A 16200-nucleotide genomic window follows, 5' to 3' on the forward strand; every position below is an offset into this window, starting at 1 on the left:
CCGGTCCGAGCGAGCGCGCCCGCGGTCAGGAGCAGGGTCAGTGTGGGGATGAACGCGCCCACCAGCAGAACCGACTCGGCCAGCACCGCCGTGGCCACCACCGCGTAGACCGCGACCGGCGAGAGGTGACCCAGGATGTCGGAGACCGCGTTCACCGACGCGCCTCGGCGAGACGCCGCTCGGAGGATTCCGCGGACACGAGGGGGCGACGCAGGTGCCAGACACGGGCGGGGGGCAGGTTGGCCCAGACCGTCCAGCGGCCGGTGGAGTAGGCGCGCTGGTAGGCGGCCATGACCTCGTCCACCGCGGCGTGACGGCGTGCTTCGGCCCGGGAGGCGGTCAGGGCGCGCGCCCTGCGGGTGCCGAGGTAGGCGAAGTAGGTGAGTGTGCCGCCAGGATGCAGCAGGTCCAGGTAGCGGGCCATGATCCGCTCGACCTGGTCGGGGGCGAAGTTGGTCAGCGGCAGGCCGGAGACGATGACGTCGTAGCGCTGGTCGGTGTCCAGCTCCTCGACGAAGGTCTCGTGCACGCGCACCCGTCCGGGCGCGTGGACCAGGTCCGGGTGCCCGGCGACCAGGCGGCGCAGCTGGGCGGCGAAGCGGGGGTTGGCCTCCACGATGTCCAGGCGGCTGCCCCGGGACAGTTGGGGGATCAGGGCCCGGGTGACCGGGCCGGTGCCGGCGCCGACTTCCAGGACGGCCAGCGGACGGGACCCCTGGGCCCGGACGGGATCGGTCAGGGCGCGGGCCAGGGCCCTGCCGCTGGGGGCGATCGCGCCGGTGGTACGCAGATCACGGGCCGCTTCGATCAAGAACATCCAGCCGTCGGCCTGCAGTTGCGCCGGAACGCGTTCGTGGGAGGTGCACCAGTCATCCATGCAGACGACGCTAGAAATCGCCGTGCGGCGGCAAATCCGCCGTTCTCCCACGGCTTCCCCCTACGAAAGTAGGGGATGGGCGCCGCCGATCGTCGAAGGACGGCCGAGGGGTGCTTGCCTAGGATGACGACGGTGAACAGCACCAGGATCCAGACGAAGGCGGCAGCCGTCGGACGCGGCGCGGGCGTGACCTTCTTCGTCGCCATCGCCGCGGTGAACGGCGCGCTCTCGGTCAGCGACGGCTGGCACGTGATTCCCCTCGGCGCCTCGGCCGTGGCGTGCGCGGTGGCCCTGCTGGTGCCGCGGCTGCGCTGGCCCGTCGCACCCTTCGTGGTCGCCGCGGTCACCGTGTGGTGGGGATGGATCATAGCCACAGTGATGGCCCTCGCCCTGTACGCCCTGACCGCGGCCCGCCGGACGAAGGCGGCCGCACTCTGTGTCGTCACGGTGCTGGGCGCCAACCTTGTCGGCTACCCGCCGACCCGGCTGTGGGGGCAGCAGCAGTACCTCACCGCCCTGGTCGTGTGGCTCTTCGCGTATGTCGTCGGCTTGTGGATCGGCAGCCGCCGGCGTCTGGTGCGGGCGCTGGCCGCCGATGTGGAGCATCTGCGCGTCGAGGCGCAGTTGCGCGAGGAGGCCGCGCGGGTCGCGGAGCGGTCCCGGATCGCGGCGGAGATGCACGACGTCCTCGCCCACCGGCTCAGCCTGATCGCCCTGCACACCGGCGTGTTGGCCACCCGCGGTGACACCCTGCCCGGGCCGGTCGCCGAACGACTGGCCCTGCTGCGGGGCGCCTCCACGGAAGCGCTCACCGATCTGCGGGGCGTGCTCGGTGTGTTGCGTGCTCCCGGCGCCGCGCCGAACGGTGCCGGTGCCGTGCCCGCGCCGATTTCCGGCGATGTCCGCCAGTTGGTGGACGACGTTCGCGCCGCCTCCCAGTCCGTCGCCCTGACGATCCAGGGCCGACCGGAGGACGCGCCCACCACCCACCGCCTGGCCGTGTACCGCATCGCGCAGGAAGCCCTGACCAACGCCCGCAAGCACGCCGACGGCGCCCCGGTGACCATGACGATCGACTACCGGGCGCCGGCCACCCTGGTGGAGGTCACCAACCCCGCCGGTCTCCCCGGGCCGACGGCCGGCGTCGGCTCCGGCTACGGGCTCGTCGGCCTGCGCGAACGCGTCAGCGCCCTCGGCGGCCATCTGACCGTGGGACCGGCCGGCGGGGGCTCCTGGCGGCTGGCCGCCCGCATCTCCCACCCGGCCGGCACAGAAGAGAACGGCACCGAAGAGAACGGCACCCCCGCATGATCCGCGCGATGATCGTCGACGACGACGCCCTGGTCCGCCTCGGTCTGGCCGACCTCCTCGACAGCGACCCGGAGATCGACCTCGTCGCCCAGGCGGCCGACGGCCTCCAGGCCATCGAGCAGGCCGGCGCCCACCGCATCGACGTCGCCCTGGTCGACGTGCGCATGCCCCGCATGGACGGCATCACCGCCACCGCCCGGCTGAGGGCGCTGCCCCACCCGCCGAAGGTCATCACCCTGACCACCTTCGACCTCGACCAGTACGTCTACGACGCGCTCGGCGCCGGAGCCGACGGCTTCCTCCTCAAGGACACCGACCCGGCCGAGATCCTGCGTGCCGTCCACCTGGTGGCCGCCGGTTCCGCGATGCTCCACCCCACGGCGGCCCGCCGCCTCATCGACCGCTACCACGCCACCACCCGGCCCCAGGCGGTCCAGGCCCAGGCCCGCGTCGACCGGCTCACCCCCCGCGAACGCGACGTACTCGCCCTCCTCGCCCAGGGCGACACCAACGCCGACATCGCCGCCCGCCTCACCATGCGCGAGAGCACCGTCAAAGCCCACGTCAGCCGCATCCTGACCGCACTGGACGTCAGCAACCGCGTCCAGGCCGCCCTCATGGCCCGCGACGCGGACCTCACCCCATGAGCCGGGTGGTGAGGCGTTCGTCGACGGTCGAGCAGTTCCGTGAAGCAGCCGGCTGACGTCCGGTCACGGTGAGCCGGTGGCGGTCGGCCTGCGCGGCTCGGCGTGAGGCGGTCGGCCGGCGCGGGTCGGCAGCAGTCCGCGGATCAGGTCGACGACGTCCTCGGGGTGGTCGTTGAGGAAGAAGTGGCCGCCCTCGAACACGCGGGTGCGGAAGTCGCCCGAGGTCTGCTCGCCCCAGCCCCGGACCTCCTCGACGGTCGCCTGCGGGTCCCGGTCGCCGGCCAGGGCGACCACGGGGCAGGACAGGGGGCGGCCGGGGGTGTCCTCGTACGAGGCGAGGGCCCGGTAGTCGCCGCGCAGCGCCGGCAGGATCAGCTCCAACAGCTCCGCGTCGTCGAGGATCATGGCGTCGGTGCCGCCCAACCCCTGGATGCGGCTGACGAGTTCGGCGTCGTCCACCGGCCGGTTCAGGTTGCGGTTCCGGCCCCGGGCCGCGGAGGGCGCGCGGCGGCCCGACACGACGAGCAGCCGCGGCTCACCGCCGGGCAGCCGGGCGAGCCGTACAGCCACCTCGTACGCCAGGGAGGCCCCCATGCTGTGGCCGAGCAGCGCGCGGGGCCGGTCGCCCGGCGGGCCCAGCGCCTCGGCGATCAGGTCGGCCAGCAGGTGCAGATCCTCGACCGGCGCCTCGGACAGCCGGTCGAGCCGTCCCGGGTACTGCACGGCCGCCACGTCCACGGCCGGGGCGAGGGCGACGGCCAGGGGCCGCCAGTAGGCGGCGGAGCCGCCCGCGTGCGGGAAGCAGACCAGTTCGCAGTCGGCGCCGGTGCCAGGGCCGGTGGGGGTGTTCCCCGCCTGCGGGAAGCGGCGCAGCCAGACGTCTTCTCGGCGGTTCACCATCGCCCGCCCTCCGCCCGTGCGCCCGACGGCCTTATCACGGTGCTCACTTCACGGTGCTTCCGCGCCTCACCAGACATCCAGGGACCTCTCGAACGGGTTCGTGCGTCGTGCGACAGCACCCGCATCGTCGCATCCCCGCGTCCTCCGCCGTCCGGCACTTCCCCACGACGTCCGCTCACCGTGCCGTCCTGCCCGCCCCGCACCCCCAACACACCCACGCCACCGCCCTGTTCGAGACGTCCGTGACGCCGGGGCCCTCTTGTTGCGCGGGAGTCGAACATGTAGACCACCTGTGGTCGACACCCGCTCACCGGCCGTCAAGGATCCCCCACTCCAGGAGGTAGTGTGCGTCCGCCCCGACCCGGTCCGAGATCCACGCTGTTCAGTGCCGCCGTCGTCGCCGTCACCGCCGGCGCGCTGCTCATCGCCCCGTATCCCGCGGGCGCCGATCCCCGGCCGACGGTCCGCGAGGGCGACCCGCTCCCCCGGGGCGCGTCCGACGCCCCCGCGAGCGCGGCCCACCGGGCCCTCACCGCACCCGAGACCGACCTGGCGGACGACGCCGGGCGCACCGTCCGCGGCTACCCCCGCGAGCAGGTCCTCGCCCCGGACCCGGAGAACCCCGCCGACAAGTCCATCAAGCTGGGCCTCACCCCGTACCACGCCATCGCCCCGAAGCTGAACGCCCTCCAGGCGCTCGGCGACCGGGTGAGCGTCGAGATCGCCGGGCGCTCGGCCGGCGGCCACCGCCTCTACCTGGTCACCGTGACCGCCCCGGAGACCGCTCGGCAGGCCCGCGCCCAGGCCCGGATGCGCGAACGCATCGAGAACGCGCCCCGACTCGCGGCCAAGGACCGGACCCTCAAGAAGACGTACAAGACGCCCGTCTTCTTCAACAACAACATCCACGGCAACGAGTGGGAGGGCACCGACGCGGCCCTGCGGCTCATCGAGCGGCTCGCGAAGGCGAAGGACACGCGGACGAAGGACCTGCTGACGCACAGTCGGCTGTACTTCAACATCACGGCGAACCCGGACGGCCGGATCGCCGGCACCCGGACCAACGCGAGCGGCTTCGACATGAACCGCGACTTCGTGACCGCCTCGCAGCCCGAGGTGCGCGCGATGCGGCGGATCCAGATCGGCAAGCAGCCGGCCGTCATGCTCGACCTGCACGGGTACGTCAACGGCACCCTCATCGAGCCGACCACTCCCCCGCACGGCGAGAACTACGAGTACGACCTCTTCCTGAAGAACACCTACGCCAACGCCCTGCGTATGGAGGCCGCCGTCAACGGCCTCGGCTACACCCACGACAAGGACGGCGTGGACCCCGCCCAGATCCCCTTCCGCGACTCGGAGGAGGGCTGGGACGACTGGCCGCCGGTCTTCACCCCGCAGTACGCGGCCTTCCACGGGACGGTCGCCGCGCACACCGTGGAGATCCCGCTCCAGGTCAACAACGCGGCGTACGAGTCGCTGCCGGTGGCCGAGCTGCGCCGTCGGTCCGCGATCAACGTGGACGTGGCGGGCGCGGCCATGGAGGCCACGCTCGGCTTCGTGCGGGAGAAGCGGTCCTCGCTCCTCGCCGACCAGATCGAGGTGTTCCGCCGCGGTGCCGCGGGCGCCGCCCAGGTGCCGGTGTCCGAGGAGACCGTGCCCGGTGTGCCCGGCATCGGCCCGGAGGACGTGTACACGGCCGAGTTCCCGCGCGCGTACGTCGTTCCGGCGGGCCGTACCCAGCGTTCCGCGACGGCCGCCGCGCGCCTCGTCGACCATCTGATCGCCAACGACATCCGTGTCACCCGCGCCACGGCCGGCTTCCGGCTCGGCGGACGGACGTACGCGAAGGGGTCGTACGTCGTCGACATGCGCCAGGCCAAGCGCGGGCTGGCCAACGCGCTGCTGGCGGACGGGCGGGACATCAGCGACAAGGTGTCGGTGATGTACGACATCTCCGGCTGGAGTCTCGGCCGGCTGTGGGGCGCGACGGTGGTGGCGGCGGAGAGCGGCCGGGTGTCGGCGCTGCCCGTGCGCCCGGTGCGGTCCGCGGCCCACGTCGGCCGGGTGGCGCCACGCGGGACGCTCCGTCTGCGTCTCGACTCCCCGCAGGAGATCGCCGCCCTCAACTCCCTAACTGAGGGACGGCGTCCGGGTGCGGCAGGCGGCCGACGGCAGTGCCCTCGTGCCGTCCTCGGCCCGCCGGAAGGCGGCGGCGCTCGCCCGCTCGCACGACGTGGTGTTCGCGTCGACGAGGGCGAGCGGCGGCACTGTGCTGCGGCCCGTCCGGGTCGCGGCGGCGGTCTCGGCGGGCGAGCTGTTCGCGCTGCGGGAGATGGGCTTCGACGTGGTCCCGGTGTCGACCGCGGTTCTCAACGCGGGCTTCGACTGGTCGCGGGCCGATGTGCTGTTCGTGTCGTCCGGTCTGTCGTACGACGGGCTGAACGCGGCCGCGCGGACGGCGCTGACCGGCTTCCTCACCGGCCACGGCCTCGTCGGCGGGGGCGCGGCCGGGGCCGCGCTGAGCAACGCCACCGGGCTGCTGAAGGCGACGGCGGTCGAGGGCAACGGGGACGCCAACGGCGTGGTGCGCGTGGTGAACGCGGGCGGACCGGTGACGGGCGGCGCCCCCGACCACGGCTTCGTCTACGCGCCCGTCTGGTTCACCGGCCTCGGCCCCGAGGTCACCGTGGAGCAGTCGTACGGCACGGGTGACCCGCTGGTGTCCGGGCACTGGCGGCCCCAGGACGACGGGAGCGGCGGCCCGGCAGCGGCGGCGGGGCAGGCGTCCGTGGTCCGCGGCCCGCACGCGGTCCTCTTCGGCACCGAGCCCCTGTTCCGCGCCCACCCGAAGGGGGAATTCCCACAGGTGGGGCGGGCGTTGCTGACGGTGTCCTGAGGGACCGCCCGATCAGTCGACCGTCGTCGGCGGTCGTCGACCGTCGTCGACCGCCGCAGGCCGAGCAAGGAGAGCGCAGGTATGACCGAGGCGAACCGGACGGTCACCGTCCATGGCACGGTGGCCGCCGGATTCGAGGAGGTGCGGGAGCGCTTCACCGCGTTCGTGGCGGGCGAACGCCCCGACTACGAGGGCCAGTTGTGCGCCCATGTGCGCGGGCGCCGGGTCGTGGATCTGTGGGTCGGCCCCGACGGGGAGGCGTCCGCGGACGCGCTGCACGGCGTGTTCTCCTCCACCAAGGGGGCCGCCCATCTCGTGGTCGCGCTCCTCGTCCAGGACGGCGTCCTCGACCTGGACCGTGAAGTCGCCTATTACTGGCCGGAGTTCGCGGCCGAGGGCAAGGGGGCGGTGACGCTGCGGGAGCTGCTGGCACACCGGGCGGGCCTCCTCGGCCCGGACACCGGGTTCACGGCCGAGGAGCTGGCCGACGACCGGGTCATCGCCGAACGCCTCGCCGGGCAGCGCCCGTTCTGGCGCCCCGGCGCGGCCTTCGGCTACCACGCGCTCGTCATCGGCGCCCTGACGGGAGAGGTCGTGCGCCGCGCCACGGGGCGTTCGCTCCAGGAGGTGTACGAGGAGCGGATCCGCGCCCCGTACGAGCTGGACTTCCATCTGGGGCTGCCGGCCGGTGACGAGCCGCGCTTCCGCTCCGTCCAGCCGATGCTGCCGACGCCCGCCCAGCAGGCGGAGCTGGACGCGGTGGAGCAGGGCCCGCACACGCTGGCGGCGATCGCCTTCAACACGCACATCCCGGGGGCCGACGACCTGACCTCCTTCCCCAACTCCCGTCCGGTGCGGGAGAAGGGCCAGTCGTCGGCGGGCGGTACGGCATCGGCCCGCGGTCTCGCCGGGATGTACGCGGCGGCCGTCGACGGGCTGAACGGCCGTCCGCCACTGCTGAAGGCGGACACGGTCGCCGAGTTCGGCCAGATCCACTCCGTCGGCCACGACCTGGTCGCCCGCGCCCACAAGGCGTTCGGGCTCGGCTTCCAGGCCACCGCCGAGAACGCCTACCCGTTCCTCGGCGCCGGCGCCTTCGGGCACAGCGGCGCCGGTGGCTCCCAGGCCTTCGCCGACCCCCGCAGCGGCCTCGCCTACGGCTACACCCGCCGCCGCATGGCCTACCCGGGCGGGGCGGCGCCGGAGAACGTGGGGCTGGTGCGGGCGGCCCACGCGGCGGCCCTGAAGGTCTGACCCGAGCGGCCGCGACCGAGCGGCCGGAACGCGACGGAGTCCGCACCCCACGTCCAGGGGTGCGGACTCCGTCGTGTGCAACGACCACGACCGGGGCGCGTCACGGGGTGGGCGTCAGAGCTTGACGATCATCTTGCCCGTGTTGTCGCCGCGCAGGACGCCGAGGAAGGCCTCCAGGTTGTTCTCGATGCCCTCGACGACGGTCTCGCGGTACTTGAGGGCGCCCGAGGCGACCCAGGGGCCGACCTCCTGGACGAACTGCGACTGGAGGTCGTAGTGGTCGCCGACGAGGAAGCCCTGGATGCGGCCGCGGGTCTGGATGAGGCGGGCGAGGTTCTTCGGGCCGGGAGCGGGCTCGGTGTTGTTGTAGACGGAGATCATGCCGCAGACGGCGATCCGGCCGTCGCGGTTGAGCTGCCCGATGGCGGCCTCCAGGTGGTCGCCGCCCACGTTGTCGAAGTAGACGTCGACGCCGTCGGGCGCCGCCTCGCGCAGCTGCTCCGCGACGGAGCCGTTCTTGTAGTTGAAGGCCGCGTCGAAGCCGTACTCCTCGACGAGGAGCTTGACCTTGTCGTCGGATCCGGCCGAGCCGATGACGCGGGAGGCGCCCTTGAGCTTGGCGATCTGGCCGACCTGGCTGCCGACGGCACCGGCGGCGCCGGAGACGAAGACGGAGTCGCCCTCCTTGAAGGAGGCGGTGCGCAGCAGACCGGCGTAGGCGGTGAGGCCGGTCATGCCGAGGACACCGAGGTAGGTGGACAGGGGCGCGGCGTCGGGGTCGACCTTGACGGCCTGCTTGGCGTCGAAGGTGGCGTACTCGCGCCAGCCGCCGAAGTGCAGCACGTGGTCGCCGACGGCGATGCCGTCCGCGGCGGAGGCGACGACCTCGCCCACGGCGCCGCCCTGCATGGCCTTGCCCAGCTCGAAGGGGGCGACGTACGACTTGGCGGCGCTCATGCGGCCGCGCATGTACGGGTCCACGGAGAGGAACTTGTTCCTCACCAGGACCTCACCGGCGGCGGGCTGCCGGATCTCCGCCTCGACCAGGGCGAAGTCCTCGGACTTCGGCCAGCCGACGGGGCGGCTGAGCAGGTGCCATTCGCGGCTGGTGGCGGGGAGGGCGGAGGTGTCGGACATGGGGGGCCTTCCTGCGGGTGCGTGCGGCGTACGGATCATCGGGGTCGTCCGTACATACCGTGCGGTTACTTCAGTACCTGAAACAACCATGCTCCTGAATATTTCATGCTGTCAAGTAAAGAGGTAGCCTGGAGAGCATGGCCACACAGAGGACGACACCCCGCGCCGACCCGCTGACCGTCGAGGTCGTCGAACTCATCGGCACCGTCGTGGCCCGCTATCACGCGGAGTACGAGGACGCCGCGGCCGAGCACGCCCTCACCGGGGCCCAGGCCCGCCTCCTCGGCCTCCTTTCCCTCGAACCGCTCCCCATGCGTCAGCTGGCCCAGAAGTTGCGCTGCGAGCCGTCGAACGTGACCGGCATAGTGGACCGGCTGGAGGCCCGGGGCCTGGTCGAGCGCCGCCCCGACCCCAAGGACCGCCGGGTGAAGCTGGCCGCCGCGACGACGGAGGGCCGCCAGGTCGCCCGCGGCCTGCGCGAGTCCCTGAACTTCGCCCGGGAGCCCCTGGCGGGCCTGTCGACGAAGGAACGGGAGTCCCTGCGGGACCTGCTGCAGCGCATGCTGGAGGCGTAGCGCACCCCGTAGCCTTCACCGCCCAGTCACGCGATGCTGCTCCTGCGCCACCTGGGGAAGGCCCGACAACGGGAGCGGCCCGGCGCACGGGGTTCGTGCGCCGGGCCGCTCCGGTGTCGAGGACGGCTCTCGCCGGCGGTCAGGTCTTCTTGCGGGCCGTCATCGCGCGCTGGATCAGGATGAACGCGCACAGGAGGACACCCGTGGCGATCTTCGTCCACCAGGAGCTGAGGGTGCCCTCGAACTGGATGATGCTCTTGATGAGGCCCAGGACGAGGACGCCGAACAGCGTGCCGATGACATAGCCGGAGCCGCCGGTCAGCAGGGTTCCCCCGATGACGGTCGCGGCGATCGCGTCGAGTTCCATACCGACGGCGTGCAGCGGGTCTCCGGACTGGATGTACAGCATGAACAGCAGGCCGGCCAGGGCCGAGCAGAAGCCGCTCACCGTGTACACGGCGATCTTGGTGCGGCCCTGCGGGAGGCCCATCAGCATGGCCGACTGCTCGTTGCCGCCGATGGCGTACACACGGCGTCCGAAGCGGGTGTAGTGCAGCACGTAGAACGCGACGCCGATGACCACGAGGGCCGCGATCGCACCGATCGACAGATCCCCGAGGCCGAGCGACACTCGCGTCTGGGCCAGGCTGCTCACCGAGGCGTCGCTGACCGAGATCGACTCCTCGGTGATGACCAGGCACAGTCCACGGAAGAGGAAGAGCCCGGCGAGCGTCACGATGAACGGCTGGATCTCGAAGTTGTGGATCACATAGCCCATCAGGAAGCCGCCGAACGCTCCGACGCCCAGGGCGAGGAGGACGGCGACCGGCAGCGGCACCCCCTGGCGCTCCACCATCCAGGCCGTGAACATCGTCGTGAAGCCGATGACGGAGCCGACGGAGAGGTCGATGCCGCCGGACAGGATGACGAAGGTCGCGCCGACGGCGGCCACCAGCAGATAGCCGTTGTCGATGAACAGGTTCAGGAAGACCTGCGGTTCACCGAAGCCGTAGTTCTGGTAGCGGCTCAGGCCCGCGATGTACATCACGAGGAAGAGCGTGGCGGTCACCAGGACCGGCAGCCGGCGGTCGCCCAGCAGCGTGGCGAGCTTGGACGGCGGCGTCGTACGGCTGTCCGGGGCCGTCGGGGTCTGGGTGGTCGCGCTCATCACGACACCTCCATCTTGGGGGCGGCCTCGGCGGTCGTGACGGTCTTCGCCGGCTCGGCGGCGGCGCTGCCGCCGCTCGCCGCACCGGACTTGGGCCCGAACTTGGCGCCGAAGACCTTCGCGCGGAACTTCGGGGACTGGAGCAGGCAGACGACGATGACGACGACGGCCTTGAAGACCAGGTTCGTCTGGGTCGGGACGCCGATCGTGTAGATCGTGGTCGTGAGGGTCTGGATGACCAGGGCGCCGATCACCGTGCCGCCGATGGAGAACCGGCCGCCCAGCAGCGAGGTGCCGCCGATGACGACCGCGAGGATCGCGTCCAGCTCGATCCACAGACCCGCGTTGTTGCCGTCCGCCGCCGAGGTGTTGGAGCTGATCATCAGGCCGGCGATGCCCGCGCACACGGCGCAGAACACGTACACCATGATCATGATGCGGCGGGAGCGGATGCCGACCAGGCGGCTGGCCTCGGCGTTGCCGCCGACGGACTCGACGAGCAGGCCGAGGGCGGTTCGGCGGGTCAACGCGACCGTGACGGCGACGACCACCGCCACCACGAAGATGGAGAACGGCAGGGTCAGCCAGTAGCCGCCGCCGATCAGCTTGTACGGCTCGCTGTTGATGGTGATGATCTGGCCGTCGGTGATCAGCTGGGCCACACCGCGGCCGGCGACCATGATGATCAGCGTGGCGATGATCGGCTGGATGCCCATGCGGGCGACCAGGAAGCCGTTCCACAGACCGCAGACCACCGCCGCGACGAGGCCGACGCCCATGGCCAGGAACACCGCCGACAGCGCGTTCTGGTCGGCCTGGTCACTGATGTACGAGCAGGTCAGGGCGCCGGTGATGGCGACGACCGCGCCCACGGAGAGGTCGATGCCGCCGGTGGCGATGACCAGGGTCATCCCGACCGCCACCAGGATCAGCGGCGAGCCGAACAGCACGATCGAGACGAGGCTGCCGTAGAGGTGGCCGTCCGTCATCTTGATCGAGAAGAAGTCGGGCGTGAAGGGCACGTTGACGAGCAGCAGGGCCACCAGGACCGCGACCGGCCAGAACAGGTGGTGGTGCGTCAGCGCCCGCCAGCGGGACGTCGTGGCTGCGGATGGGGTGCTCACTGGTGTTCTCCGCTCGCGATGGTCTCCAGGATCCTGCTGGTGGTGATCTCCGGCCCGTTGGTCAGGCGCGCCACCAGCTTGCGGTCGCGCAGCACGCCGATGGTGTGGCTGAGGCGGAGGACCTCCTCCAGCTCGGCAGCGATGTAGAGCACGGACATGCCGTCCTCGGAGAGGGACACCACGAGCTTCTGGATCTCCGCCTTGGCGCCGATGTCGATGCCGCGCGTGGGCTCGTCGAGGATCAGCAGCTTGGGCTGGGTGATCAGCCAGCGGGCCAGCAGCACCTTCTGCTGGTTGCCGCCGCTGAGCTGGCCGACGCGGGCCTCGGGGTTGGCGGGGCGGATGTCGAGGGCCTTGATGTACTTGGCCACGAGTTCGTCGCGCTGCGCGGCCGGGATGGGCCGGGTCCAGCCGCGGGCCGCCTGGAGGGCGAGGATGATGTTCTCCCGCACCGTCAGGTCCGGTACGAGGCCCTCGGCCTTGCGGTTCTCCGAGCAGAACGCGACCCCGACGCCGATGGCGTCGTTGGGGGCGTTCATCGGGACCTGCTTGCCGCCCACGGTGACCTTGCCGCTGTCGGGCTGGTCGGCGCCGAACAGCAGCCGGGCGAGTTCGGTGCGGCCCGAGCCGAGCAGTCCGGCGAGGCCCACGACCTCGCCCTTCTTGATCTCCAGGTCGAAGGGGGCGATACCACCGGTGCGGCCGAGTCCCTCGGCGTGCAGCAGGGTCTCGCCGACGTCCGCGCGCAGCTGGTGCTCGTGGAGCTCCTCCAGCTTGTCCAGCTCCTTGCCGATCATGAGCTGGATGAGTCCGACCTGGTCGAGGTCGCTCACCATGTGCTCACCGACGAGGGTGCCGTTGCGCAGGACGGTCATGCGGTCGCAGATCTCGTAGATCTGGTCGAGGAAGTGGGAGACGAAGAGGATCGCCACGCCGTCGTCCTTCAACCGCCGCATGAGGCGGAAGAGTTCGAGGACCTCGTCCCGGTCGAGGCTGGACGTCGGCTCGTCGAGGACGAGCACCTTGGTGCCCTGGCCCTCGCCGTCGCCGGTGCTCACCGACCGTACGATCGCGACCAGTTGCTGCACGGCCAGCGGGTACGCGGACAGCGGCGCGGTCACGTCGATGTCGAGGCCGAGCCGGTCGACGAGTTCCGCGGCCTCCTTGCGCATCCGCTTCCACTGGATGCGGCCGAAGCGGGTGGGCTCACGGCCGATGAAGATGTTCTCCGCCACCGACAGGTTGGGGCAGAGGTTGACCTCCTGGTAGACCGTGTTGATCCCGGCCTGCTGCGCCTGGAGGGGGCTGGCGAACCGTACGGACGTCCCGTCGAGGGTGATTGTGCCGCCGTCCAGGGAGTAGACGCCGGTGAGCACCTTGATCAGGGTGGACTTGCCGGCGCCGTTCTCGCCCATGAGGGCGTGGATCTCGCCGGGGAAGAGCCGGAAGTCGACGCCCGACAGAGCCCGTACCCCCGGAAACTCCTTGACTATGCCCGTCATCTCCAGGACGGGCCGTGGCTCTGCCATGGCAGCGCTCCTCATTGGATTTCGTTCAGGCCCGCAGGGAGCCCCGGGGACCGAGGGGTCGGTCGGCCGGAGGCTCCCTGCCGGAAGGTGCGGGTCAGTACTTGCGGGTGGGGAGGGCGTCCTTGGCCTGGTCCTGCATGAAGTCGCTCTCCTTGGTCTTGATCCAGCGCTCGACCGAGCCGCCGTCCTTGACCGTCTGCACGACCTCCATCAGCTGGGGGCCGAGCAGCGGGTTGCACTCGACGATGGCGTTGATCTTGCCCTCGGACATGGCCACGAAGCCGTCCTTCACACCGTCGATCGAGACGATCAGGATGTCCTTGCCGGGCTTCTTGCCGGCCGCCTCGATGGACTGGATGGCGCCGATGGCCATGTCGTCGTTGTGCGCGAAGAGGACGTCGATGTCCGGGTTGGACTGAAGGAAGGCCGCCATGACCTGCTTGCCGCCGGCGCGGGTGAAGTCACCGGTCTGCGTGACGACGATCTTCCAGTCGTCCTTGTGCTCCGCCTCCATGACCTCCTTGAAGCCCTTGGCGCGCTCGATCGCGGGGGCGGAACCGGTGGTGCCCTCCAGCTGGGCGATCTTCACCTTGCCCTTGTGGCCGGCCTTCTCCAGGACCTTCTCCAGGATCTTGGCGGCGCGACGGCCCTCGTCCGTGAAGTCGGAGCCCACCAGGGTCACGAACAGGGACTCGTCCTTGGTCTCCACGGAGCGGTCGGTGAGGACCACCGGGATCTTCGCGGCCTTGGCCTCCTGGAGCACCGCGTCCCAGCCGGTGACCTTCACGGGCGAGAAGGCGATGACGTCCACCTTCTGCGCGATGAAGCTGCGGATCGCGGAGATCTGGTTCTCCTGCTTCTGCTGGGCGTCGGAGAACTTCAGGTTGTAACCCGCCTCCTTGGCCGCCGACTTGACGGAGTCGGTGTTGGCGCTGCGCCAGCCGGACTCGGAGCCGACCTGGGAGAAGCCGAGGGTGATCTTCTTGCTGCCGCCGCCGGAGGAACCGCCGGTGCCGCCGGAGCCGCCGTCGTCCTTGGCGCAGGCCGCCAGGCCCGTCGCTGCCGCCACGCCGACCGCCGCGGTGAGGAAGTTCCTTCTGTTGAGCATGTGCCTTCTCCTTTGAAGAGCCGGTCCGGGTGGACCTGCTGGTACTGGGTGGACCGGCCGCATGGCGTCCAGCCTGTCGATCATCGTTCGAAATGTCGGCCGTACTGAGGGATGCTGAGGGATGGTGAGTTCGGGGTGGGTGGGCGCCGGGTCAGCCGGGTGGTGCGGTCCCCGGCGGGGATGCGTACGGGTAGGTGCTGGCCCGGACGACGAGTTGGGGTTCGATGGCGATGCGGGTCGGACCCGAGGGGGTCCGGCCCTCGATCAGGTCCAGGAGCAGTGCGATGCTCCGTTGGCCCACCGCGGAGAAGTCCTGTCGGACCGTGGTGAGCGGTGGTGCGAAGAACTCCGACTCGGGGATGTCGTCGTAGCCGACCACCGCGACGTCCTGGGGAGTGCGTACCCCTGCTTCGCGCAGGGCCCGCAACACCCCCAGTGCCATCTGGTCGTTGGCCACGAAGACGGCGGTCAGACCGCGGCCCACCCAGCCGGCGAGTTCCTGGCCCGCACGGTAACCCGAGAGCGGGCTCCAGTCACCCCTCAGGGGCATCGGCGGTTCCACGCCTGCCTCTTCGAGGGTCTTCCGCCAGCCGGCGACCCGGTCGGCGGCCTCCTGCCAGTCCTCGGGTCCGGCGAGGTGCCAGACCGTGCGGTGGCCGGCGGCCAGCAGGTGGCCGGTGGCGAGCCGGGCGCCGAGGTACTGGTCGACGTTGGCGCTCGGGACCGTGGACGCGGAGCCCGTGCCCACGGCCACCACCGGGAAGGGGCGGCGGAGTTCGGCGAGGGCCTCGACCGCCGACCGCTGCGGGGCGATGGCGATCACACCCTCCACCCCGCCGTCGCTGAGGTGGTCCAGGGCCTCGGAGAGAGTCTCCACGGTCAGCTTGCGCACACTGACCGTCGAGACCAGGTACCCCTCGGCCCGGGCCGCCTCCTCCAGCGCGAACAGGGTGCTGGCCGGCCCGTAGAGCGTGGTGTTGGAGGCCACCACACCTAGGGTCCGGGTGCGCCGGGTGGCCAGGGCCCGCGCGGAGGAGTTGCGACGGTAGCCCATCTCCTCGATCGCGCGCTGCACCCTGGCGCGGGTCTCGTCCCGCACGTTGGGGTGGTCCCCCAGAACCCGGGAGACGGTCTGGTGGGAGACCCCCGCGAGGCGGGCGACGTCCGCCATGGTGGGCGGCCGGAGCGGTGAGTGTGTCACGGCCGCACCTCCTCGGCGGTCGTCGGCGGATAAGACCTCTGCTGCGGGCGGAGCGCTCCGCGTCGTCGGTTTCACGCCGGGGTTCCGGACGTTCCCATGGCACCGGCGGGGAAAGCGGGTTGGAGCACTGCTGGCACGACGCTCGTACCTCCTCGGGTGCCGTCGGGAACCGACTGGTGAATGCGGAGGTCATTGTGAGCGCTAACAATTCCCGCGGGTCAAGAGGGCTGCGGCAGGGAAGTCGTCACGGTTGAATAACGCGACCTCCCGCCGGGACCGCGCCGGGGCCCCTCCTGGCCGCACGTTACGCCCACGAAAAAGGCCCAGGTCCTGCGGTGTTGACACCACGGCCCCTCGCTTTCCCACCCCCGCCGCCCGCCACTCGGGCCACCGCTGTGGACAAGCACCACGGGGGTGTTCGCGACACCAACGCCGAGCCCATGAGGCCCGACGCGGGGGCCCTCAAGGGC

General features: G+C 71.3%; 12 protein-coding genes and 1 pseudogene. 5 read left to right on the top strand and 8 right to left on the bottom strand.

Annotated features, from left to right (window positions below):
- Positions 1-151 precede the first annotated feature (151 nt).
- Positions 152-877: a class I SAM-dependent methyltransferase gene (locus AOK23_RS23150; protein WP_055714592.1), complete on the bottom strand. Its 726-nt coding sequence runs from the start codon at positions 875-877 to the stop codon at positions 152-154.
- Between the two features lie 132 nt (positions 878-1009).
- Between AOK23_RS23150 and AOK23_RS23155 the strand changes: the two genes are divergently transcribed.
- Entirely contained in the window at positions 1010-2188 is a 1179-nt protein-coding gene (locus tag AOK23_RS23155) for a sensor histidine kinase (protein ID WP_240496515.1), read from the top strand.
- The gene (locus AOK23_RS23160; protein ID WP_055714594.1) at positions 2185-2835 is read left to right on the top strand and encodes a response regulator; all 651 of its coding nucleotides are present in this window, start codon (positions 2185-2187) and stop codon (positions 2833-2835) included. The genes AOK23_RS23155 and AOK23_RS23160 overlap by 4 nt, the downstream gene beginning before the upstream one ends.
- Positions 2836-2898: 63 nt before the next feature.
- Here AOK23_RS23160 and AOK23_RS23165 read toward each other — a convergent pair whose 3' ends face one another.
- On the bottom strand, positions 2899-3735 hold the full coding sequence (locus AOK23_RS23165; RefSeq protein ID WP_055714595.1) for a thioesterase II family protein: 837 nt from the start codon (positions 3733-3735) through the stop codon (positions 2899-2901).
- A 345-nt stretch (positions 3736-4080) separates the two neighbouring features.
- Between AOK23_RS23165 and AOK23_RS23170 the strand changes: the two are divergent.
- Positions 4081-6634 (top strand): annotated as a pseudogene (locus tag AOK23_RS23170) (M14 family zinc carboxypeptidase).
- An 81-nt stretch (positions 6635-6715) separates the two neighbouring features.
- Positions 6716-7888 carry a serine hydrolase domain-containing protein gene (locus AOK23_RS23175; RefSeq protein ID WP_055714596.1) on the top strand — a complete coding sequence of 391 codons (1173 nt, stop codon included), beginning with the start codon at positions 6716-6718 and terminating at the stop codon, positions 7886-7888.
- Between the two features lie 114 nt (positions 7889-8002).
- Here AOK23_RS23175 and AOK23_RS23180 read toward each other — a convergent pair whose 3' ends face one another.
- Complete coding sequence (locus tag AOK23_RS23180; protein WP_055520912.1) at positions 8003-9025, bottom strand: NADP-dependent oxidoreductase; 1023 nt, start codon at positions 9023-9025, stop codon at positions 8003-8005.
- Between the two features lie 137 nt (positions 9026-9162).
- Between AOK23_RS23180 and AOK23_RS23185 the strand changes: the two genes are divergently transcribed.
- Positions 9163-9600, top strand: coding sequence for a MarR family winged helix-turn-helix transcriptional regulator (locus AOK23_RS23185; protein WP_055714597.1), 438 nt, complete (start codon positions 9163-9165; stop codon positions 9598-9600).
- Between the two features lie 139 nt (positions 9601-9739).
- Here the strand turns inward: AOK23_RS23185 and yjfF are convergent, their stop codons facing one another.
- The 5 genes from yjfF to AOK23_RS23210 all read right to left on the bottom strand — a co-directional run bounded on the left by yjfF (position 9740) and on the right by AOK23_RS23210 (position 15730).
- Positions 9740-10768, bottom strand: coding sequence for a galactofuranose ABC transporter, permease protein YjfF (gene yjfF, locus AOK23_RS23190; RefSeq protein WP_055714598.1), 1029 nt, complete (start codon positions 10766-10768; stop codon positions 9740-9742).
- Complete coding sequence (locus tag AOK23_RS23195) at positions 10768-11892, bottom strand: ABC transporter permease (protein WP_055714599.1); 1125 nt, start codon at positions 11890-11892, stop codon at positions 10768-10770. Before AOK23_RS23195 ends, yjfF begins: the two co-directional genes overlap by 1 nt.
- Complete coding sequence (locus AOK23_RS23200; RefSeq protein ID WP_055714600.1) at positions 11889-13421, bottom strand: sugar ABC transporter ATP-binding protein; 1533 nt, start codon at positions 13419-13421, stop codon at positions 11889-11891. Before AOK23_RS23200 ends, AOK23_RS23195 begins: the two co-directional genes overlap by 4 nt.
- A gap of 94 nt (positions 13422-13515) precedes the next feature.
- Positions 13516-14529 (bottom strand): ABC transporter substrate-binding protein, encoded by a 1014-nt coding sequence (locus tag AOK23_RS23205; protein WP_055714601.1) that lies wholly within the window; start codon positions 14527-14529, stop codon positions 13516-13518.
- 151 nt (positions 14530-14680) lie between these two features.
- Positions 14681-15730 carry a LacI family DNA-binding transcriptional regulator gene (locus tag AOK23_RS23210; RefSeq protein WP_055714602.1) on the bottom strand — a complete coding sequence of 350 codons (1050 nt, stop codon included), beginning with the start codon at positions 15728-15730 and terminating at the stop codon, positions 14681-14683.
- Positions 15731-16200: the final 470 nt, after the last annotated feature.

It is taken from the genome of Streptomyces torulosus (assembly GCF_001419765.1).
GTDB lineage: Bacteria > Actinomycetota > Actinomycetes > Streptomycetales > Streptomycetaceae > Streptomyces > Streptomyces torulosus.